Origin of the sequence: Vibrio sp. Scap24, assembly GCF_013394185.1 — a bacterium.
In the GTDB taxonomy this organism is placed as follows: Bacteria; Pseudomonadota; Gammaproteobacteria; order Enterobacterales; family Vibrionaceae; genus Vibrio; species Vibrio pomeroyi.
The window spans coordinates 398,645-419,839 of record NZ_CP041332.1 but is presented as its reverse complement, the minus strand read 5'-3'; the positions used below and the strand labels follow the sequence as shown (position 1 = coordinate 419,839).

The 21,195-nt window shown below is 45.0% G+C and carries 18 protein-coding genes; 8 read left to right on the top strand and 10 right to left on the bottom strand.

What is annotated here, in order from left to right; translation table 11 throughout:
* Positions 1–80 precede the first annotated feature (80 nt).
* The 3 genes from FLM53_RS01575 to FLM53_RS01565 form a co-directional block, all read right to left on the bottom strand.
* Positions 81–746 carry an OmpA family protein gene (locus FLM53_RS01575; RefSeq protein ID WP_048607125.1) on the bottom strand — a complete coding sequence of 222 codons (666 nt, stop codon included), beginning with the start codon at positions 744–746 and terminating at the stop codon, positions 81–83.
* Between the two features lie 113 nt (positions 747–859).
* The gene (locus FLM53_RS01570) at positions 860–1,549 is read right to left on the bottom strand and encodes a DUF2786 domain-containing protein (RefSeq protein WP_132763329.1); all 690 of its coding nucleotides are present in this window, start codon (positions 1,547–1,549) and stop codon (positions 860–862) included.
* A 209-nt stretch (positions 1,550–1,758) separates the two neighbouring features.
* Complete coding sequence (locus FLM53_RS01565; RefSeq protein WP_132763326.1) at positions 1,759–2,442, bottom strand: DUF3334 family protein; 684 nt, start codon at positions 2,440–2,442, stop codon at positions 1,759–1,761.
* 222 nt (positions 2,443–2,664) lie between these two features.
* On the opposite strand from FLM53_RS01565, the gene FLM53_RS01560 reads away from it, so the two are divergent.
* The 3 genes from FLM53_RS01560 (at position 2,665) to FLM53_RS01550 (ending at position 8,010) form a co-directional block, all read left to right on the top strand.
* Positions 2,665–5,709, top strand: a complete 3,045-nt coding sequence (locus FLM53_RS01560) for an FAD-binding and (Fe-S)-binding domain-containing protein (protein WP_176680993.1) — start codon at positions 2,665–2,667, stop codon at positions 5,707–5,709.
* Positions 5,710–5,767: 58 nt separating this feature from the next.
* Positions 5,768–6,229, top strand: a complete 462-nt coding sequence (locus FLM53_RS01555) for an isoprenylcysteine carboxylmethyltransferase family protein (RefSeq protein ID WP_176680994.1) — start codon at positions 5,768–5,770, stop codon at positions 6,227–6,229.
* A 152-nt stretch (positions 6,230–6,381) separates the two neighbouring features.
* On the top strand, positions 6,382–8,010 hold the full coding sequence (locus FLM53_RS01550) for a trypsin-like serine protease (protein ID WP_176680995.1): 1,629 nt from the start codon (positions 6,382–6,384) through the stop codon (positions 8,008–8,010).
* Positions 8,011–8,130: 120 nt separating this feature from the next.
* On the opposite strand, the gene FLM53_RS01545 is transcribed toward FLM53_RS01550, so the two are convergent.
* From FLM53_RS01545 to hutC, 6 genes are all read right to left on the bottom strand, one after another.
* Entirely contained in the window at positions 8,131–8,856 is a 726-nt protein-coding gene (locus FLM53_RS01545; protein WP_010438254.1) for a DUF3581 domain-containing protein, read from the bottom strand.
* Positions 8,857–9,067: 211 nt separating this feature from the next.
* Positions 9,068–10,600: a histidine ammonia-lyase gene (hutH, locus tag FLM53_RS01540; protein ID WP_176680996.1), complete on the bottom strand. Its 1,533-nt coding sequence runs from the start codon at positions 10,598–10,600 to the stop codon at positions 9,068–9,070.
* A 14-nt stretch (positions 10,601–10,614) separates the two neighbouring features.
* Positions 10,615–12,309 (bottom strand): urocanate hydratase, encoded by a 1,695-nt coding sequence (hutU, locus tag FLM53_RS01535; RefSeq protein WP_176680997.1) that lies wholly within the window; start codon positions 12,307–12,309, stop codon positions 10,615–10,617.
* Positions 12,310–12,369: 60 nt separating this feature from the next.
* Positions 12,370–13,398 (bottom strand): formimidoylglutamase, encoded by a 1,029-nt coding sequence (gene hutG / locus FLM53_RS01530; RefSeq protein WP_176680998.1) that lies wholly within the window; start codon positions 13,396–13,398, stop codon positions 12,370–12,372.
* Positions 13,385–14,635: an imidazolonepropionase gene (gene hutI, locus FLM53_RS01525; protein ID WP_176680999.1), complete on the bottom strand. Its 1,251-nt coding sequence runs from the start codon at positions 14,633–14,635 to the stop codon at positions 13,385–13,387. The genes hutG and hutI overlap by 14 nt, the downstream gene beginning before the upstream one ends.
* A gap of 120 nt (positions 14,636–14,755) precedes the next feature.
* Complete coding sequence (gene hutC, locus FLM53_RS01520) at positions 14,756–15,469, bottom strand: histidine utilization repressor (protein WP_176681000.1); 714 nt, start codon at positions 15,467–15,469, stop codon at positions 14,756–14,758.
* Between the two features lie 181 nt (positions 15,470–15,650).
* On the opposite strand from hutC, the gene FLM53_RS01515 reads away from it, so the two are divergent.
* Positions 15,651–16,394, top strand: a complete 744-nt coding sequence (locus FLM53_RS01515; RefSeq protein WP_176681001.1) for a sporulation protein — start codon at positions 15,651–15,653, stop codon at positions 16,392–16,394.
* Positions 16,395–16,503: 109 nt separating this feature from the next.
* On the opposite strand, the gene FLM53_RS01510 is transcribed toward FLM53_RS01515, so the two are convergent.
* The gene (locus tag FLM53_RS01510) at positions 16,504–17,487 is read right to left on the bottom strand and encodes a DUF3187 family protein (protein WP_176681002.1); all 984 of its coding nucleotides are present in this window, start codon (positions 17,485–17,487) and stop codon (positions 16,504–16,506) included.
* Positions 17,488–17,849: 362 nt separating this feature from the next.
* On the opposite strand from FLM53_RS01510, the gene thrS reads away from it, so the two are divergent.
* The 4 genes from thrS (at position 17,850) to rplT (ending at position 21,027) form a co-directional block, all read left to right on the top strand.
* On the top strand, positions 17,850–19,778 hold the full coding sequence (gene thrS, locus FLM53_RS01505; protein WP_176681003.1) for a threonine--tRNA ligase: 1,929 nt from the start codon (positions 17,850–17,852) through the stop codon (positions 19,776–19,778).
* Positions 19,779–19,780: 2 nt separating this feature from the next.
* Complete coding sequence (gene infC / locus FLM53_RS01500; protein ID WP_080566530.1) at positions 19,781–20,332, top strand: translation initiation factor IF-3; 552 nt, start codon at positions 19,781–19,783, stop codon at positions 20,330–20,332.
* Between the two features lie 104 nt (positions 20,333–20,436).
* Positions 20,437–20,631, top strand: coding sequence for a 50S ribosomal protein L35 (rpmI, locus tag FLM53_RS01495; RefSeq protein WP_004738430.1), 195 nt, complete (start codon positions 20,437–20,439; stop codon positions 20,629–20,631).
* Between the two features lie 42 nt (positions 20,632–20,673).
* The gene (rplT, locus tag FLM53_RS01490) at positions 20,674–21,027 is read left to right on the top strand and encodes a 50S ribosomal protein L20 (RefSeq protein WP_004733517.1); all 354 of its coding nucleotides are present in this window, start codon (positions 20,674–20,676) and stop codon (positions 21,025–21,027) included.
* Positions 21,028–21,195 lie beyond the last annotated feature (168 nt).

Sequence of the window (21,195 nt, the reverse complement as noted above, 5' to 3'; positions counted from 1 at the left end):
GTTTGAGACAAGCGCGACAACTGACAAACAACTATATAGTGGTTAATTCAATAGATAAAGGCGACTGGGCTTTAATCGTGCTACTTAAGCGGCAAGATTTGAATTTCTACGCGACGGTTACAAGCACGACCTTGAGACGTGTTGTTATCACATAGAGGGTAACGCTCACCGTTACCACGAGCAATGGCACGGCCTGCAGCTACATCTTGAGATATCAAGAATGCACGAACAGATTCAGCACGACGCTCAGAAAGGATTTGATTAGTCGACTCACTGCCAGTGCTGTCCGTGTGACCTTCGATCACTAGGCTTGTGTCTGGGTATTCAACTAGGATACGCGCAACGCCGCGAAGAGTGTTGTGAATGCTCGATTCCAAAGCGTAAGAGCCAGAATCAAAACCGATGCCGTTTTCTAGGCGAAGCAGAAGTTGATTCTCACCAACACGTTCTACTTGAACGCCAGAGTTCATTAGCTCTTCACGAAGTGCTGCTTCTTGTCGGTCAAAGTAGTAACCAATACCACCGCCAACAGCCGCACCACCTGCTGCACCAATAAGTGCACGCTTACCGCGGTCTTTAGAGTCACCGGTAGCAGCACCAGCAACGGCACCAGCAAGTGCACCAATTAGAGCGCCTTGAGTTGCAGAGTTCGTCTCAGACTCGCCAGTTGTTGCGTTTTGGCGTTGAGTTGCCTGACAACCTGTTAAAGCGATAGTAAGTGCTAGGGCTAGTGTGATTTTTTTCAACGTATTTTCTCCATCATGTACTTCTGTCAAACAAATGAATTCGAATGACAAACATAGTCCTGTAAATCTTATTGATGGTTTTTATCAATACGTTGAAGCAATGTAAAGCGGCTCTATGATTTAGTTATCTTTTTAGCTGCCTGGGCGCCGGCAACTGGTCGATTAACAGACAATTTACGACCTTTCTTCAGACCAACTTCATAATCGGCGGTAAGATTTTTCATCGCTTCTCTGAGTTGTTGCTTGAAGGTTTCGCGGTCGATATTTTTGAATTCTTTATCGATGTAGTTGTTGATCTTGTTGTTCGACTCGTCATCTGGAGTAATGGTTGGCAGCTTTTCAAGTGCACCTTCAACCCAGCCTGAAACAAACGAGTTCACACGACGTGTCACTTCTAAAGAACCAGTGCCTGAACCAGCAAAGCTATTTCTGAATTGGCCTGTGTGCTCATTAAGTTCGCGATAGATGATATCGAAAGCAAAGGCAGCGAAGATTGCGCGATCGGCTTCACCAATGAACTCAACACGTTTGAGGCCTTTGTGGTTTAGCAATACGGCTTCTACGCCAAACTTGGTGTTGATACCGCGAATAACACGCAGCAGTGTAGAACTGATATTTGCAGGTAACAGGTGAGTGGATTGAGTTTTCCCCATCTTGATAAATTCAATATCGTCTTTTTCGAGACCATATTTCAGCATCAAGTTATGCGCCATTTTTATCGCATTGGCAGCTTCATTGACGTTCGCAGAATTTCCAAGCTCAAGACACTTGGCAATTTTCTTTAGGGCTTTTTTCTTATCCATCGACTACTTAATCATTACCGCAAATTTTTAAAAGTCCGACATTTTACATGTTTTCGCGGGTAACAGAAAGGCAAAACTCGTTTGAGGCGTAAGTGAGGCGGTGAACATAGGAAAGTAAAAGGCCGCTTGGTTACATAAACAAAAACGCCATCAAGTGTATTGATGGCGTTCGTGACACGATTTTTCAGAGTGACTAGAGTATTAGCACACTAGATTCCAAGTTCATCGAGCAGATCTGCTGCTGAGTCGTTGCCTGAGCTTTGTGCTGGTTTGTTCTCTTCCTGCATTTTTTTCTGAGTCGCTTCTAGGATGCTGTCTGGACACTCGTCTTCCGCAATTTCAAATTCTTCCAATTGGATGAATTCTGTCTTATCCATAGCAAGCTCGAGGTAGAAGATGTTGTTGTTTTGCGTCGAGAAGGTAACACGACGAGCTTGTGGGCGATCGAGATTGGTATCAACAGAAAGGTTTACTTGCTTATTTAACGCCAACATCTTCGGTTGGTTCTGAGTGATGTTGGTTTGTAGCTCTTTACGGATTTTATTGGTGAAATCACCTACCAATTGGTTCATCAATTCGCCCAAAACATCGCCCACTTCGTCTGACGTATGCAGCACGGCTAGCTCATTTTCAGGCATGCCCATGTTACGCATGTAATTGGTATAGATCTCTAGTGCGGCTTTCGACGTAAAATTGATAACAACAAGACCAGAAAAACCGCCGTCGAAAAGAACGAAACAACCGAAATCTGGCTTCAGACTTGTCTTGTTGATCTTTTGAACCATGGCTGAATAGGACACCTGAGAAGCCGTTGCTGAAGTGAGTACGCTTGAGACTGATTGGCATAGCTTAAGAAGAATATCTTCAGTTGTGACTGTTTTGTTTTTTTTCATTGTGATGTGCTCATGGAGATGTCTTAAACAAAATGTTATTCAGTATATTGCTACCGAATTAAGACGAAAGTGACTATTTCTCCATTCTTGCACTGAGATTCTGATTTGATCACCTTTTTATATGATCTTAATAGTAGTAAAGTGACGAAATTCAAAGAAAATTATTAAAAATCTCAGATAACCCAATGCTGATAGGATCAGCGAAGTAGGGGCAGGAAGCAAATGTTACCAAGACTTCAACTCAATGCTGATGTCGATCCAGTTGTTGTACGCTTTTTAGATGAACTAAAAACAGCGGGCTTTACTGGCGACATTGAATCTCAATATTCTAGCCGTTTGGCTGTGGCGACTGATAACAGTGTCTATCAGCAATTGCCGCAGGCGGTCATCCTTCCTAAAACAACTCAAGACGTTGTGCTGCTCGGTAAAGTGGGTTCTAAATCTGCTTACGAACGCGTGACTTTTTCCCCTCGTGGCGGTGGTACTGGAACCAACGGACAATCTTTAACAAAAGGCGTCGTGGTTGATCTATCTCGATACATGAATAAGGTTCTTGAGATTAACGAGAAAGAAGGCTGGGTAAGAGTTCAGTCTGGTGTCGTTAAAGACCAATTGAACGATGCAGTTCGCCCTTATGGTTACTTTTTCTCTCCTGATCTATCAACCAGCAACCGAGCAACCTTGGGTGGCATGATAAACACTGATGCTTCTGGCCAAGGGTCATTGAAGTACGGTAAAACGTCTGATCACGTGTTGTCGCTGCAAGCGGTATTCGCAGACGGTTCATGTCTAGAATCTGATTTATCACATGGCTTGCCTGTTGAAGGTGAATTTGCTCACCATGCACTTGCGGTGACTGAGGCTGTTTGTCGTGACAAGCGTGCTCAAATCCTCAATAAATTCCCTCCGTTGAACCGCTTCTTAACAGGTTACGATCTAAAGAATGCAATCAACGAACAAGATGACAGCTTCGACCTGACTCGCGTTCTATGTGGCGCAGAAGGCTCTTTAGCATTCATTACAGAAGCAAAGCTGAACCTAACGAAGATTCCAAAAGCGCGCACACTGGTTAACGTGAAATACAATACGTTTGATTCTGCACTGCGTAATGCGCCGTTCATGGTTGAAGCGAAAGCTCTCTCTGTTGAAACGGTGGATTCACGAGTATTGAACCTCGCGAAGCAAGACATTGTTTGGCACACCGTGAGCGATTTGCTGACTGATGTTCCAAACAAAGAGATGCTTGGCATCAACATGGTTGAGTTTGCAGGCCAAGATGAAGCGGAAGTTGAACAACAAGTTCAAGCGCTGACGGCACGACTTGAAACCATGGTTGAAAGCGAAGAAGCGGGCGTGATTGGCTTCCAAGTGTGTAGCGATTTGGCGAGTATTGGCCGAATCTACAACATGCGTAAGAAAGCCGTAGGTCTATTAGGTGCGGCGAAAGGCCGAGCTAAGCCTGTCGCTTTTGCTGAGGATACCTGTGTACCACCGGAAAACTTGGCGGATTTCATCTCTGAATTTAGAGTCCTGCTTGATTCAAAAGAGCTGAACTACGGCATGTTTGGTCACGTTGATGCGGGTGTACTGCACGTTCGCCCAGCTCTAGACTTGTGTGATCCGATGCAAGAAGCCTTGATGCACGAAGTCTCTGATGAAGTGGTTAAGCTGGTGGCGAAATACGGCGGCTTAATGTGGGGTGAACACGGTAAAGGCTTCCGTTCTGAGTATGGCCCTGACTTCTTTGGTGAAGAACTATTTACCGAATTAAGACGAGTTAAAGCGGCGTTTGACCCACATAACAAGATGAACCCAGGCAAGATCTGTACGCCTTTAGAAAGCGACGCTGAATTGGTGAAAGTCACCGATACTAAGCGTGGCTTTTACGATCGTCAGATCGACGTTCAAGTTCGTGACAGCTTTAAGCAAGCGATGGAATGTAACGGTAACGGCTTGTGTTTCAACTATGATACGAGCTCGCCAATGTGTCCTTCGATGAAAGTCACTGCTGACCGTCGTCATTCTCCAAAAGGTCGCGCAGGCTTAGTAAGAGAATGGCTACGTCAGTTAACGGAGCAAGGCGTCGATATTCTCGATTTAGAGCAAGAAGCGCTAAAAGACAACACTCCGGTTAAAACCATGGTGGAACGTGTTCGTAACACGATGAACAAACGCCATGAGTACGACTTCTCACACGAAGTACACGAAGCGATGAACGGCTGTCTTGCATGTAAAGCGTGTGCGAGCCAGTGTCCGATCAAAGTTGACGTGCCGAGTTTCCGTTCACGATTCTTAAATATCTACTACTCACGTTACCAACGTCCTGCGAAAGATTATTTGGTAGCGAACATTGAAACCATGCTGCCACTGATGGCGAAAGCGCCAAAAGTCGTTAATGCTGCATTGGGTCAAAAGTGGGTTCAATCTGCAACAGCGAAAACAGTCGGTTATGTCGATGCACCATTGATGTCGGTACCTACGCTTAAGAATCGTTTGGCGAGCAAAGAGCTGCAACTGTTCGATATTCAATATCTTGAAGGGCTTTCTTCGGAAGAGAAGAAGCAGCATGTATTGATCGTTCAAGACCCGTTTACTAGCTTCTATGATGCAGAGGTGGTTGAAGACTTCGTTACTCTAGCTCAAAAGCTTGGCAAAACTCCGGTCTTACTGCCATTTAAGCCAAATGGTAAAGCACTGCACATCAAAGGCTTCTTAAGTCGTTTTGCACGTGAGGCTAAATCGACGTCTGATTTCTTGTCGATGGTCGCTGATATCGGTATTCCTTTAGTGGGTGTCGACCCAGCTCTGGTGCTTTGTTACCGCGATGAGTACGTCGAGATCTTAGCAGATAAGCGTGGCGACTTTGATGTGCTCACCGTGCATGAATGGTTAATGCCATCGCTCGGTGACTTTGAAGTGCGTTCTGCAAGTGAGGAAATGTGGTACTTGTTCGCTCACTGTACCGAGAAGACCAAGATGCCAAACGCTGAAAAAGAGTGGGGTGCTATCTTCAAACACTTTGGTGCTGCACTGACCAGCGTTCCTGTCGGCTGTTGTGGTATGGCGGGTACCTTCGGGCACGAAGTCGATAAGCTGCAAATGTCGAAAGATATATACGGTCTAAGTTGGAAGCCAAGGATGCAAGACTTACCAAAAGAGCGTTGCTTAGTGACGGGTTATTCCTGCCGAAGCCAAGTGAAGCGTTTTGAGGGTGAGAAGCTTGCCCATCCATTACAGGCGCTCGCAAAAATTCTTTATACTATTTAGCCCAGCAATTGCTGGGCTTTTTTCTAAACTAACAATGGAATTGTTAATAAGGAAAGCTATGAGATTTCTTGAGTTAAAAGTACCACCAGTTGCTCTGTTTATATTGGTAATTGTTGCGTCTTATTTTTGCGCTCAACAACTAAGTACGGCGGCAATAGCATTGCCTTATAAGCTAATCGTTTTAGGTGTTGGAATCGCATTGAGCGGCGTGGTTGGATTATCAGGTATATGGGAGTTTCGAAAACAGAAAACCACCGTTAACCCGATCAAAGTTGAAACCGCCTCGGCAGTCGTAGACAGCGGCATTTTCGGCTACACCCGAAACCCAATGTATTTAGGGCTATTCATTTTACTGTTTTGCTTCGGCTACTACTTTCAAAACATCTTCAGTATCTTACTCAGCTTTGTGTTCGTGATTTACATGAATCAATTCCAAATCAAGCCAGAAGAGCGTGTTCTAGAGCAATTGTTCGGTGCAGAATATGTTGATTACAAACAAAAGGTTAGGCGTTGGATCTGATGTGGATTCAAATACAACTTAGTAATTAGATAAGAATTGTTATCATTTAGTTGAGCTGTATCACAAAACAATATAGCCAATGTTTCATATTGTGTTTTTATAAAATAGCCTGCGCGTCATTATTAAAATGTATAAAAGGCTAGGTAATAAAAATGGTTCAGGCTAAATGGTTGTCGTTAGGTATCTATGTAGTGAGTCTGTCTTCAACGTCGGTGTTGGCAGATGTTTCAGCTCGAATTATAAACGGTAAAGAAGCGACAGACGGAAATTGGCCATTTATGGCTGCGTTGGTCTCAAGGAACGTGAATGCTTATGACGGTCAGTTTTGTGGTGCGAGCTTCATTGGTGAGCGATATGTATTAACTGCCGCTCACTGTGTGGAAGGTAATAGTAGTGAAGATCTAGATGTCGTGATTGGCGTATCCAACCTCTCTTCATCACAAGCAGCACAGCATAGGTATGCTGTTGAAAATATTTACGTACATCAATATTACAACTCTGTAGCGACAGGCAGTGACATAGCTATTATTGAGCTAGTAGAAAAGCCGTCAGAATCTGTGGTTAATCTCGTTGATGGTTATACTCGTGGCAACTTGAATGACGGCCAAATGCTAACGGTTATGGGCTGGGGTGATCAGGACGCATCTGATGGGTACTCATCGAAGAGTGAATTGTATCAAGTCAATGTTCCTTTGGTTAACCAGTACCAATGTAATAGTGTTCCCTACTATGGTTACTCCTTTATTGGCAATGACGCATTCTGTGCTGGTTACAGTGATGGTGGTTACGACTCTTGTCAGGGAGACAGTGGCGGCCCAATAGTTGTATCAACCAATGGCGTTTATGAACAACTGGGTATTGTAAGTTGGGGAGAAGGTTGTGCGCTAGCTGATGCTTACGGTGTTTATACCAATATTAGTTACTTTGATGATTGGATTGATGAGCAGAAAGTTGGGTTTAGCTACCGTCAAACGGAAATGCTAGGTGCAAGGTTATTGGCTACTATTTCTCATACCTTCGAATTCACAAATAAGTCTGATCAAAACATCGAAGTGAACAGTGTCTATCCAATTTCCGGTTATGATACTGCCATAACAGATAATGGATGTAGCACCTTAACTGCAGGGCAAAGCTGTGAAGTTGTGGTGAGTTATAACCTAAACTCAATCGGTGAGCATGAATTTGGTATTAACGTTGATACTGACTCACTATTAGGCACGGTGACTTCAACGGTTTCTGTTATCGGGACAAATGCTGCAACAAGTAACGTAAATGCTTTAGTGGGTGTACCGCACAGCGCTGTTTATAATACAGAATCTTGGAATGTGGAAGGAAGCACTATAACCTCTCCAGTTATTGGCAATAGTGAATCTACATCCATTGTTGTTGAGGGCATTCCCACTGGTACGGTTTCTTTCGATCTTACAGCTTCGTCTGAAGAAAAATATGACTTTGTTGAGGTTTACATTAATGGGCAGCAACTCGATCGAGTATCGGGCGAGTTTTCTGGCTCAGTAAATTTACCGATGGTAAGAGATGCTGACAACAGCTTCATGGTTACTTATGTGAAAGATTCGTCAGGTTCTTCAGGAAATGACAAAGCTACGATCAAAAACTTTGCGTATACCGATGAGGTAAAGATATCTAAGTCTGAAGGAACACAGAACGCAAAAAGCTCAGGTGGTGGCAGCGGTGGTTCACTTACTTGGCATTGGCTATTCGTTCTTTTAGGCGGTGTAATTGTGCGAAAGTCACCCTCACTTTTGAAGTTTGAAAAGTAACACTTACAAATATAATTTGATGGTTAAAAACTAAAAAGCCCAGCTTGAGGATATCAAGCTGGGCTTTATTGATCTTGTTCTAGCGCCATTTACATCAAGTGGTGTAAATAAGAGTGCCGATTAAGCAGCGGCTGCGAACTGAGCTAGAAACATCTCTTTGCGCTCGTTGAAGCGGTTTACTAGGTCGTCTACAGAAGCTTGGTCGTATGGCTTAAGGCCGCTTGCTACCATGCGCTTCACACCTTTACCGACAACTTCGCCATCTTCTTTGAAATCGAAGTTCAGAGTCACGATGCCGCGCTTTCCTTCAACGTCAAAAGTCGCACCAGAGAATTCAACTTCAGGGTGAGACAGATCTAGGCGAGTAAATTCAACTTCCATGCTCTCGTAAATCACAAGAGGACGTTGGCAGTTGATCATCATTTGCTGCTCTTCCATAAGAGGAACCATGATGTGTGGGAAGTTCATGCCAGAGAACTTAACGTAGTTTGTTACTACGTGTTCGATGAATGCTTGATCGTGGCTTTTCTCACCTTCACAAGACATGTGTAGGTACTCTTTGCCTTTCTCGTCAACCAGTGAGCTTTCTTTTTCACATTTGTTATCAACGCTTAGCGCAATACCGTTACCAACCATACCTGAAAAATCAAAACGCATTTTTTGGCTGATGCCTTCTTTCTGCAGAAGAACTGCAAACAAAAGATCGCCAGGCACGCAGAAGCGCTTGTTGTCTTCATCGTGAATTGGGTTGAAGTCAGCAGCTACTTTTTTAGCAAAGTGGCTAGCTTGTTCACGAGTGAATTGAAATTGATTGTCTTCAGTAGAAAAGTAAGGTGTCAGAAACATAGTATCGCTATTAGTCATCAAATCTGGGGTGGATTATAGCTAACTAACTTCGTTCTAATGGTCTATCCAGTTAACTTTGCTTATATATCAGTCGATTAGATAAATACGTTGGATGGTATGTGACGATTTTGAGGGGAATAGGGGCTTGGATTCAATGCACCAAGGGCTAATCAATAGCCCCTGTTTATATGATGAGTTATTTCGTTAAACCTTAGAAGCTACACAGTAGGCCTTCTGGCATTAGATGGTTATGCACTGATAACTTGAGCAGTAGATTTGCTTGCTCGATATCAGGTGCGAAGTAACGGTCTTTGTCGTAGAAGCTGACTTTCTCGCGCAGGATCTGTTTTGCTTCTTCTACTCGAGGAGAAGACAGATTTGGTGCTCTAAAATCTAACCCTTGTGCGGCTGCTAAGTACTCAACGGCCAAGATTCCACGAGTGTTTTCTGCCATGTCACGAAGACGACGACCCGCAAAGGTTGCCATCGACACGTGATCCTCTTGGTTAGCGGACGTTGGCAAGCTGTCTACAGAAGCTGGGTGAGCCAGTGTTTTGTTCTCGCTTGCTAACGCTGCTGAGGTGACCTGAGCAATCATAAAGCCTGAATTCACACCGCCGTTATCGACCAAGAAAGGTGGAAGTTTACTTAGCGCACTATCAATCAGCAGTGCCATTCTTCGCTCTGACAAGCTACCGATCTCGGCAATGGCTAATGCAAGGTTATCTGCGGCCATTGCAACAGGCTCTGCGTGGAAGTTACCGCCTGAAATGATGTCGCCATCGTCAGCGAACACCAACGGGTTATCGGATACCGAGTTTGCTTCAACGTTTAACGTTTCTGCTGAATTACGAATTTGTTGTAAGCAGGCACCCATCACTTGAGGCTGACAACGCAGCGAGTAAGGGTCTTGAACCTTTTCACAACAAGTGTGTGATTCACCAATTTCACTCTTTTGATCAAGCATATGTCGGTAAGCAAGAGCCGCATCCATTTGGCCACGATGACCACGAACGCGATGGATACGAGGGTCAAATGGGCGGCGACTACCGAGTGCTGCTTCAACAGACATAGCGCCACAGACAGTTGCAGACGCAAACAGATCTTCTGCTGCGAATAGACCTTCTAACGCAAATGCGGTTGATGCTTGTGTGCCGTTTAGTAGCGCTAAACCTTCTTTCGGTGCGAGCGTGATTGGCTCTAGCCCTGCGATCTTCATCGCTTCTAAACCAGTAATGATTTTGCCGTTATGTCGTGCTTGGCCTTCACCAAGTAGAACAGTACTCATGTGGGCTAGGGGAGCAAGGTCGCCAGATGCGCCAACTGATCCTTTCTGTGGTACACATGGGTAAACCTGCGCGTTCACAAGATCGATAAGAGCATTAATTACTTTGAGGCGGATACCGGAGTAGCCACGAGACAAGCTGTTAATCTTCAGCACCATCATCAAACGTACAGTCTCATCAGACATGAACTTGCCGATGCCTGCCGCGTGAGAAAGTACGATACTTTTTTGTAGAACTTCGAGATCTTCTGGCGCAATTTTGGTGTTTGCTAACAAGCCAAAACCTGTGTTGATGCCATAGACAGTGCGATCTTCAGCAATCACTTGTTCGACAACCTGCATGCTCGCTTCAATATCTGGGATTGCAGCAGGGTCGAGTGATAAGTTCACCGGGCTACGACTGATCTTGCGAAGTTCAGATAGGCCTAGAAGTCCTGGTTTAAGTAATAAATTCAACATGTTCTCTCCAGACATTAAAGGCGACGAAGTTCTTCGTTTAGCATAGGTAAATCAAGCTGTTGTTCTTTCGCACACTGCTTGGCAATATCGTAACCCGCATCCGCATGACGCATAACGCCGGTTGCTGGGTCATTGTGAAGTACGCGAGCAATACGCTGTGATGCATCTTCACTACCGTCACAACAAATCACCATACCTGAGTGTTGCGAGAAGCCCATGCCAACGCCGCCGCCGTGGTGTAGAGAAACCCAAGTTGCGCCGCCTGCTGTGTTTAGTAGTGCGTTCAATAGTGGCCAATCTGATACGGCATCTGATCCATCCATCATGCCCTCGGTTTCACGGTTCGGACTGGCAACAGAACCTGAATCTAGGTGGTCACGACCGATGACTACTGGTGCTTTCAGTTCGCCATTTTTCACCATTTCATTGAATGCTTGACCTAAGCGTTCACGGTCTTTCAAACCAACCCAACAAATACGAGCTGGTAGGCCTTGGAATTGAATGCGTTCTCGCGCCATGTCTAACCAGTTGTGTAGATGTGGGTTGTCTGGAATCAGTTCTTTTACTTTTTGGTCTGTTTTGTAGATGTCTTCTGGGTCACCAGAAAGGGCCGCCCAACGGAATGGACCGATGCCTTCACAGAACAGTGGACGAATATAAGCAGGAACGAAACCCGGGAAATCAAACGCGTTTTCTACGCCTTCTTCCAGTGCCATTTGACGAATGTTGTTGCCGTAGTCCACGGTTGCAGCGCCGCGATATTGCAGGTCTAACATCGCTTGAACTTGAATTGCCATCGATTGTTTAGCGGCTTTTACGACTTTCGCTTCATCAATGGTGCGCTCTTGTGCTGCTTTCTCCATTGTCCAACCTTGCGGTAAGTAGCCATTCAAAGGATCGTGGGCAGAGGTTTGGTCAGTCACAACATCTGGCGTGATGTTACGCTCTACTAACTCAGGGAATACATCAGCAGCATTACCTAATAGACCAACAGAAATAGGCGCGTCTGACTCTTTAATCATAGCCATTGCTTCATCTAAGCTGGTGGCTTTTTTGTCGACATAACCAGTACGTAGGCGATAGTCGATTCGTGATTCATCGCATTCAACCGCGATCATTGAGAATCCAGCCATGGTCGCTGCAAGAGGTTGAGCACCACCCATGCCGCCAAGGCCACCCGTTAGAACCCACTTGCCGTTTGCTTCGCCTTGGAAGTGCTTCTTCGCGATAGCAACAAACGTTTCATAAGTGCCTTGAACAATGCCTTGTGAGCCAATGTAAATCCAGCTGCCTGCTGTCATTTGGCCGTACATCATCAAGCCTTCTTTATCGAGCTCGTTGAAGTGTTCCCAGTTCGCCCAGTGTGGAACAAGGTTAGAATTAGCGATCAATACGCGAGGTGCATTTTTATGAGTCGGGAACACGCCCACAGGTTTACCTGATTGAACAAGTAACGTTTGGTCGTCTTCTAAACGCTCTAATACTTCAACAATCTTGTCGTAACATTTCCAATCACGTGCTGCACGACCAATACCGCCATACACAACCAGTGCATGTGGGTGTTCTGCCACATCAGGATCTAGGTTGTTCATTAACATACGAAGGGGTGCTTCTGTTAACCAAGATTTAGCGCGCAAAGTAGTGCCATGAGGTGCGCGAATTTCGCGAGTCGTGTCGAGACGAGGGTCACTGTTGTGGTGTTCCGTCATTTTGAAATTCCTTCTGTTTCACGTTATATCGTTGTAGTTGTATTTATCTATATAGCTGGCTTATTCACTGGCCATTGCACTGGTAATATCCCAACACAAACGTGCCGCCAATCGAGCCGTTTGGCCATCGACGTCGTAGTCTGGGTTGTATTCCGCAATATCCGCGATAATGAGTTTCTCGCTGTGTTTAAAAATCTGTTCTAGGAAAGGCGCGAGCGCTTCATAGCTAACGCCTCTTGCTGCTGGTGCACTGACACCCGGTGCCGTCGCCGCAGGGAAGACATCCAAATCAATAGTGAGATAAAGGTAATCACACTCAGCGATGAATTTTTGCAACTTAACCAGTTGAGCAACTTGGTTTACTTGGGTGATATCGCGATCATGTTCGTACCACACGCCAAGTTGGTCGGCTTTATTAAACAGCGCTTTGGTATTGCTGGCAGCACTCACACCTAGACACGCGTAATGGAATGGCCACTGATGTGTGTGGCAGTATTCGTTAATCTGATTAAAGGGTGTGCCTGAACTTGGCTTGACGTCAGCGATGTCGCTTTCAAATTCACGAAGGTCGAAGTGAGCATCAAAGTTAACGATGCCTATATTAGGTTTGTGCTCTGGTTGAGTTCGGTGAAGGTGCTCTGCGAGGCCTTGGAAAGAGGCCCAAGCCACTTCGTGACCACCGCCAAGGGTAATCACTTTGTTGGTTGATAGAGCATTGGCAATCACAGTAGCGCACTGTTTTTGGCTGACTTCTAATTGACCGTCGTTACATTCAACATCACCAAGATCAGCAATATGTGTATCACTGTGCCAAGCCATATTCGCCAGCGCTTGGCGAATCAAATTAGGTGCTTGCTTCGCGCCCACGCGTCCTTTATTTCTTGCAACACCGGCATCGGAAGCAAAGCCAACCAAGGCGATAGCATTCTTCATCAGTTGGTCATCCAAATCGCCATTTTTGACTTGGTTGGTGATGTGATGAACTCGGGTGCCATGTTCGCCATCTTCAAGATCATTGCGTCCCGTCCACACAAAGTTGTGGGTGGTGACTGTAGTTGCGTTAGTGCTGTTGGGTTTAGATTGCGTCATGACATACCTCGCCATTAACAATGCGTTTATGCAGGTGAGGAACACCGACTTGATAGCTTAAGTCGGCAGGGTGCTCGATATTCCAGATAGCCAAATCAGCAGCGTAACCTACTTCAATTTTTCCTCTGTTTTGCGACTCGCCAATAGCGGCAGCTGCATGACAAGTAACCCCACGTAATGCTTCTTCTGGAGTTGTGCCAAACAGGGTACAGCTCATGTTCATCATCAGTGTTAAGTCAGCAAAAGGAGAAGTGCCGGGATTTAAGTCGGTCGCTATTGCCATTGGGATATTGTGCTCGCGAAGTAGGGCAATAGGTGGCTGTTGAGTCTCTTTCAAGAAGTAAAAAGCGCCCGGTAATAAGGTGGCGACTGTACCCGATTCCGCTAGCGCTTTTATTCCGGTTTCATCTAGGTACTCAACATGATCAACAGAGAGAGCACCGTATTTAGCTGCTAGCGCACTGCCGCCCATATTAGAAAGCTGTTCTGTGTGACCTTTTATCGCTAGTCCATGTTGTTTGGCTGCCGCAAATACACGCTCGGTTTGCTCTAGGTTGAAGCCGATCGATTCACAGAATACGTCGACTGCGTCAGCTAGTCCTTGCTCTGCGGCTTTAGGGATGATCTCTTGGCAGACCAGATCAATGTAACGATCTGGCTGTTCTTTATATTCTGGTGGTACAGCATGTGCTGCAAGGAGTGTGGTGGTGATTTTAATACGACGGTGGTTTTCTAAGGCTTTGGCAGCGCGTAACATCTTGAGTTCGTCATCAAGCGTTAAACCGTAGCCAGACTTTACTTCGACGCTGGTGACGCCACTTTTTAGAAGCCCATCTAATCTAGGCAGCGCCATCTCAATCAGTTCGGCTTCTTGTGCTGAGCGTGTCGCAGTGACTGTAGCTAGAATACCGCCGCCTTGCTTGGCGATGTCGGTGTAGGAGACGCCATTCAAACGTTGTTCAAATTCATTGGCGCGATTGCCTGCAAATACAAGGTGAGTGTGGCAATCAATCAGCCCAGGGGTAACGAGCTTGTTTTTGCAGTCGTAGGTGGTGTAATCCAAAGAACCATCAACACTTGTTTGTTCCGATTTAGAAGCCAGTGCGTTTTGATTTGAACAAGAGATGGACGCGATCTTACCGTTTTCGATAACGATATCTTGCGGGGAAGAAGGTTGGTAACCGTCGCCTCCCGAGCTCATCGAGACCACTCGTGCATTTTTGAGGATCAAATTCATAATCACCAATCACCTAGATCTTTGCTAAACAATAAATGTATATACAAATAAATAGGCTAAATACTGACCCGAATCAAGTTGATGTTGCAAAAATGTGATCGGCGATCAGGATGATATTCTTTAATCCAAAACGATCTTAGAGCTTAATTTGTACTTAGAGCCGGGATGGTAGAGTAATGCAAAGCTGATAAGGCGTTCTTTACTCCATGTTCTTCTATTAAGAAGAAGGCAAGGCTCTGATTCAGATAGCTTTAGTGACGTTCTGATTTTCGAGTCTGGAATAATGGCTTCAACCGTGTGCTCTATAGCACTTAACGGGCAGTTTTTTGAAAGATATTCATTGGGTGTAGAGGCTGAAAAATCTTGTTCTAAGTATTGGGGAGCCGCTTGTGAGTTTACCCAACGAGCTTCTAGCTGTATCGGCATATTGTCGGCAAAGTGGATGATTTCACTATAGAATACCTCTGCGTTGATCATCACGCCTAACCGTGTGGCGGTGCTTTCATCGGCCTTTATACTTTCATGCTTGATCACTTGACTTGTGTAGGTTTGGCCACGGTCTTTGATCTCTTGGGCGATGTTGTTGATATCAAGTAGGGGAGATTGCGCTTTTTCCTCTGGCTCACACACAAAAGTGCCCAGTCTTGGCTTCCTGATGAGCTTGCCTTCAGACACAAGATCTCGAATTGCTTTATTCACCGTCATTCGACTCACATTGAACTGCTCTGTGAGTTCGAGTTCGGTGGTAATTTGATAACCCACCGGCCAGTGACCATTGGTAATTTTGTCGTCTATGAACTGTTTTATCTGAAGGTAGAGCGGCGCTTTCGACATAATGAAACCTTATTTGACTATACAAATAGAGTAACGGATTTTTTCACGATTTCAACATTTCCTCAGAGGATGTGAGCTTGTTCAACATTGATAGCGCAAATGTCTTGATTCTGTGGGGCAAGTGTCGCAAATTGTCACGCAATAACTATTCGTAAATCAGATAATTAGAAAGGGAAATAATATGTTTAAGAAATTAAAGGCCTCGTTGGGCATCGGTGCGGCAAAGGTCGATACCGTCTTAGATAATATTGACGTTTTCCAAGGTGGCGAGTTGTCTGGCAATGTTCACATCATTGGTGGCGACGTTGAGCAACAAATCGACCTGATCAACTTAGTTCTCAATACAGAAGTTAAAGTCGAAACGGAAGACAGCACCAGTTACGAAACCTTTTCACTTGGTCGTATTCAAGCAGTCGAGCCTTTCGTAATTCAACCGGGTGAAACCAAATTGGTGCCATTCCGTCTTAAGTTGAATGATGAAACGCCAGTCACCGCGTTGAACGCACAAATGAACCAGTGTCATGTGTGGGTAGAAACCAACCTAGATATTGGTTTTGCGATTGATCCTAAAGACCGTGATTTTATCTCCGTTCATCCACTGCCAACAGTCGCGAAAATCATCCAAGGTGTTGAAGCATCGGGCATGAAAATGGTGAAAGCAGACGTAGAGAAGGGCTTCTTAAAAGGTAATAGCTTTGCTTCACGCTCTGGCTGTTACCAAGAGATTGAATTTCGTAGCGGCGGCTTCATGAATAACAAAGAGATCGAGCTATCATTCATCGTTGAAGGCTCTATGGTTCACTGCCTAGCCGAAATTGACCGCTCAATGAGCTTCCGTGGCGACCAATACATCTCATTCAGTTTACCTGCTAATGCAGCTGACTCAGACATTCGCAATGCCGTATCAAAAATCATGAGTGCGTAGTTGTCTCTCTGCTCGTAGTCGCTCTATCTACTAGTAATTACAACACCGTTTCCAAAGCCGAACTTAATTGTTCGGCTTTTTAATTCAATTACCTCGAAGTGAATCAAATCTACCACTGATGCCGATAAGCCAATTGAAAGGCGACATCGGTGGAGTTATCCATGTTGAAGATGTTCTCGATGATGGATACCTCAATTGCCGAGCGTTGCATCACGTAACGATAGCCAAACATCATCTCATTAGCTGATTCTGAAAACTCAGTTTCGCCATCTTCTGCGCCTTCATACCAACGATATTCTAGGTGCAATTCATGGTTTTCGAATAACGTGAGTTGATAGCCGCCCATCCATGACCATGTCGTTTTCTTGTGTGAGAAACCGCTCTCTACCTCTCGATTGGACTGATTCGCCAACCCTAGGCTTGTGTAGAAGGTATTAATATAAAGTTGGTAAGCATAGTTGAATTGAGCGCTTTGCTCGGTGCTGCTTCCTTCAAATGCACCATGGCTGACATTGTTATGGTAGAGAGATATGCCAAAAGATAAGCCGTGGTTTTCAATGTCTATGATTTGGTATTGAGTGTAGAGGGTGAAAGCGCTAGTTAGCGTGTCGCCGGAGAAGTCCCGAACATTGATGTCGTGGTCTGGTGCGTAAATATCAAATTGATGTCGTTCTTTTCGATCGCGTCCTGCTTGGTCGATGTCGAATAGGTCATGAAAGTTGATGGTGATTTTGTCGAGGTGATTATTGGCGGCGTAAAGGTAACGGTAATTGAATTCTACTTGCCATGCTTTAGTTAATTGCCATCGTAAACCCGTTTGAAGTTGATTCTGATAATAGTCTAAATGGTAGTCGTGGGAATTGGCCCAGATACTCGCGGCCGTTAACGCGGAGAATACTTCAATTTTATTCTCTTCGAGTGGGAAGCCAGAGCGAAGTGTCGGAGTGAGGCGAACGGACTGCAATGGTGCTTGGGTATAACTGATTAAGGGGCCGTAATCTTTATTGGCCGATGTCGCTGGTGTGTAAATAACAGCAGTTATGATTAACGGTAAAGAGGGTATAAACGATATAAAAGTAGCCTGTTTCTCCATATGCATCTCATCCGTATTCCGTCACTTATCTATAGCTTAGTTCTAAATGACTAAATCGAAACTGCTATGTTGGATTAGAGCAGCTCAAGAGTGGGTTTGTCGGAGAGGGAAGGTGTTGGTTAGCATGACAAATTCTTATCTATCGGAGTTATAAGAAAGCCGCGAGAGACCCTCTGTCATTGTCATTTTATATTATTTCGTTACAATGCTCGGATACCTACAAATGGGGCATCTGTATTTGCTTCTATGTGGGTATCTTTATTATGCATATATCTCCGGTCAACATACTCGTTGACTGACAAACATATATTAAACATTTTCATGTGTTGCTTGGTGTGCAACACCACTGTAAAGGACAAATAATGCCAATTATTACTCTTCCTGACGGTAGTCAGCGTCAATTTGACAACCCTGTATCAACTCTAGATGTTGCCCTATCAATCGGTCCTGGTCTTGCGAAAGCAACCATTGCTGGTCGTGTAGACGGCGAGCGTGTTGATGCTTGTGATCTTATCGAAAACGATGCAAGCCTAGAAATCATCACAGCTAAAGATGAAGTTGATGGCCTTGAGATCGTTCGTCACTCTTGTGCTCACCTTTTAGGCCACGCGGTTAAGCAGCTTTTTCCAGAAGCGAAAATGGCGATCGGTCCTACCATCGATAACGGTTTCTACTACGATATCGACCTTGAGCACTCTCTAACGCAAGAAGATCTAGAAAAGATCGAAAAGCGCATGAAAGAGCTAGCGAAGACCAAGTACCAGGTTGTTAAGAAGAAAGTTAGCTGGCAGGAAGCGCGCGACGCATTCGAAGCTCGCGGCGAGACTTACAAGATTGAAATCTTGGACGAGAACGTTTCTAAAGACGATCGTCCAGGCCTGTACCACCACGAAGAATACATCGATATGTGTCGTGGCCCACACGTGCCTAACATGAGCTTCTGCCAGCACTTCACTCTACTTAACGTAGCGGGTGCTTACTGGCGTGGTAACAGTGACAACAAGATGCTTCAACGTATCTACGGCACTGCATTCCACGACAAGAAGGCGCTTAAAGCTCACCTTGTGCGCCTAGAAGAAGCGGCTAAACGTGACCACCGTAAAATCGGTAAAGCGCTTGACCTATTCCACATGCAGCAAGAAGCACCAGGCATGGTGTTCTGGCACCACAACGGTTGGACTATCTTCCGTGAGCTAGAAGTATTTATTCGTCAGAAACTGACAGAGTACGAATACCAAGAAGTTAAAGGCCCATTAATGATGGACCGTGTTCTTTGGGAACGCTCTGGTCACTGGGATAAGTACGCAGAAGCAATGTTCACTACTTCTTCAGAGAACCGTGAATACGCTATCAAGCCAATGAACTGTCCTGGTCACGTTCAAATCTTCAACCAAGGTTTGAAATCTTACCGTGATCTACCGCTACGTATGGCTGAGTTTGGCTCATGTCACCGTAACGAGCCGTCAGGCGCACTTCACGGTATCATGCGTGTTCGTGGCTTCACTCAAGATGATGCTCACGTATTCTGTACTGAAGACCAAGTTCAACAAGAAGTTAAAGCTTGTATTGATATGGTTTACGATACTTACACAACTTTCGGTTTCGAAAACATTGTTGTTAAGCTATCTACTCGTCCAGAACAGCGTGTAGGTTCAGACGAAATGTGGGACCGTGCAGAGGCTGACCTTAAGCAAGCGCTAGAAGCATTAGAGATTGCATACGAGATTCAAGAAGGCGAGGGTGCGTTCTACGGACCTAAGATTGAATTTACTTTGCATGATTGTTTGGACCGCGCATGGCAATGTGGTACAGTGCAGCTCGATTTTGCATTACCAGAACGTTTAGGTGCTACTTACGTAGGTGAAGATAACGAGCGTCACACGCCAGTTATGATCCACCGCGCGATTTTAGGTTCACTAGAACGCTTCATCGGTATTCTTATTGAAGAATACGCTGGTTTCTTCCCAACGTGGTTGGCGCCAGAACAAGCAGTTGTAATGGGCATTACAGACAAACAGTCTGAATATGTACAAGAAATTACGAAAAAACTGCAAAAAAGTGGATTTAGAGTCAAAGCAGACTTGAGAAATGAGAAGATTGGCTTTAAAATCCGCGAACATACTTTGAAACGTGTACCGTTCATGCTTGTGTGTGGTGACCAAGAAATGGAAGCCGGCGAAATTGCAGTACGTACACGTAAAGGTAAAGACCTTGGCAAGTTTAAAGTGGATGACTTTATTTCATACATCCAAGCTGAGGTTTCAAGCCGTAAGCTCAATCTGGAGGAATAGCTATTAAAGGCGGAAGACGTGGCCAACAACCGGCCAAACAAAACCAGCACCGTTTAAACGGTGACATTCGTGGCGTTCGTGAAGTGCGTCTAACTGGCGCTGACGGCGAAGCTGTTGGTGTGGTTTCAATCGCTGAAGCGATGGAAGCTGCAAATGAAGCTGGTATGGATCTTGTAGAGATCAGCCCTAACGCCGAGCCGCCAGTTTGTCGTGTGATGGACTACGGTAAGTTCCTCTTCGAGAAGAGCAAAGCTGCGAAAGAGCAGAAGAAGAAGCAAAAACAGGTTCAGATTAAGGAAGTTAAATTCCGTCCTGGAACTGATATTGGAGACTATCAGGTAAAACTACGCAACCTGACTGGTTTCCTAGAAGACGGCAACAAAGTGAAGGTAACAATTCGCTTCCGTGGCCGCGAAATGGCTCACCAAGACATCGGTGTTGACGTTCTTAATCGTTTGAAAGCGGATACTGAAGAATTTGCAGTAGTCGAATCTTTCCCAACGAGAATTGAAGGTCGCCAGATGATCATGGTATTGGCCCCTAAAAAGAAGTAATTAACGGCTTTGCAAGTAATTGAACCCTGCAGCCTCAGGTTGCGGGGTTTTATTCGCCCTAATTACTATGTTATTAACAACTCAACAATGCGGAGTTATTCATCATGCCTAAGATGAAAACCAACAAAGGTGCTGCTAAGCGTTTCCAGAAAACTGCTGGTGGTATTAAGTTTAAGCACGCTGGTAAACGTCACATCCTGACTAAGCGTACTACTAAGAACAAGCGTCAGCTACGTCCGAACTCGATCCTTCCTAAATGTGAAGTTGCTCAAGTTCTACGTATGATGCCATACGCTTAATTCTTTTTAGTTTATAAATTCGTTTAGTTTAGGAGAAGCATAATGCCTCGCGTAAAACGTGGTGTACAAGCTCGTGCACGTCATAAGAAAGTTCTAAAACAAGCTAAAGGTTACTACGGAGCACGTTCACGTGTTTACCGTGTAGCTTTCCAAGCAGTTACCAAAGCTGGTCAATACGCTTACCGTGACCGTCGCAACAAGAAACGTCAATTCCGTCAACTTTGGATTGCACGTATCAACGCGGCATCTCGTCAAAATGGTCTATCTTACAGCCGTTTCATCAACGGTCTTAAGAAAGCATCTATCGAGATCGATCGTAAGATTCTTGCTGACATCGCAGTATTCGACAAAGCAGCATTTGCTGTTCTAGTTGAAAAAGCGAAAGCATCTCTATAATTTAGAGTTAGCTTAAAGGTTTAAGAAAAGGAGAACTTCGGTTCTCCTTTTTTATTGCCTGCTCTTTGGCTCTGCCATATTCTCTCGCATCTCGCATCTCGCATCTCGCATCTCGCATCTCGCATCTCGCATCTAATTTTTATTCGCTTGAACAAGCATTCTGGTATA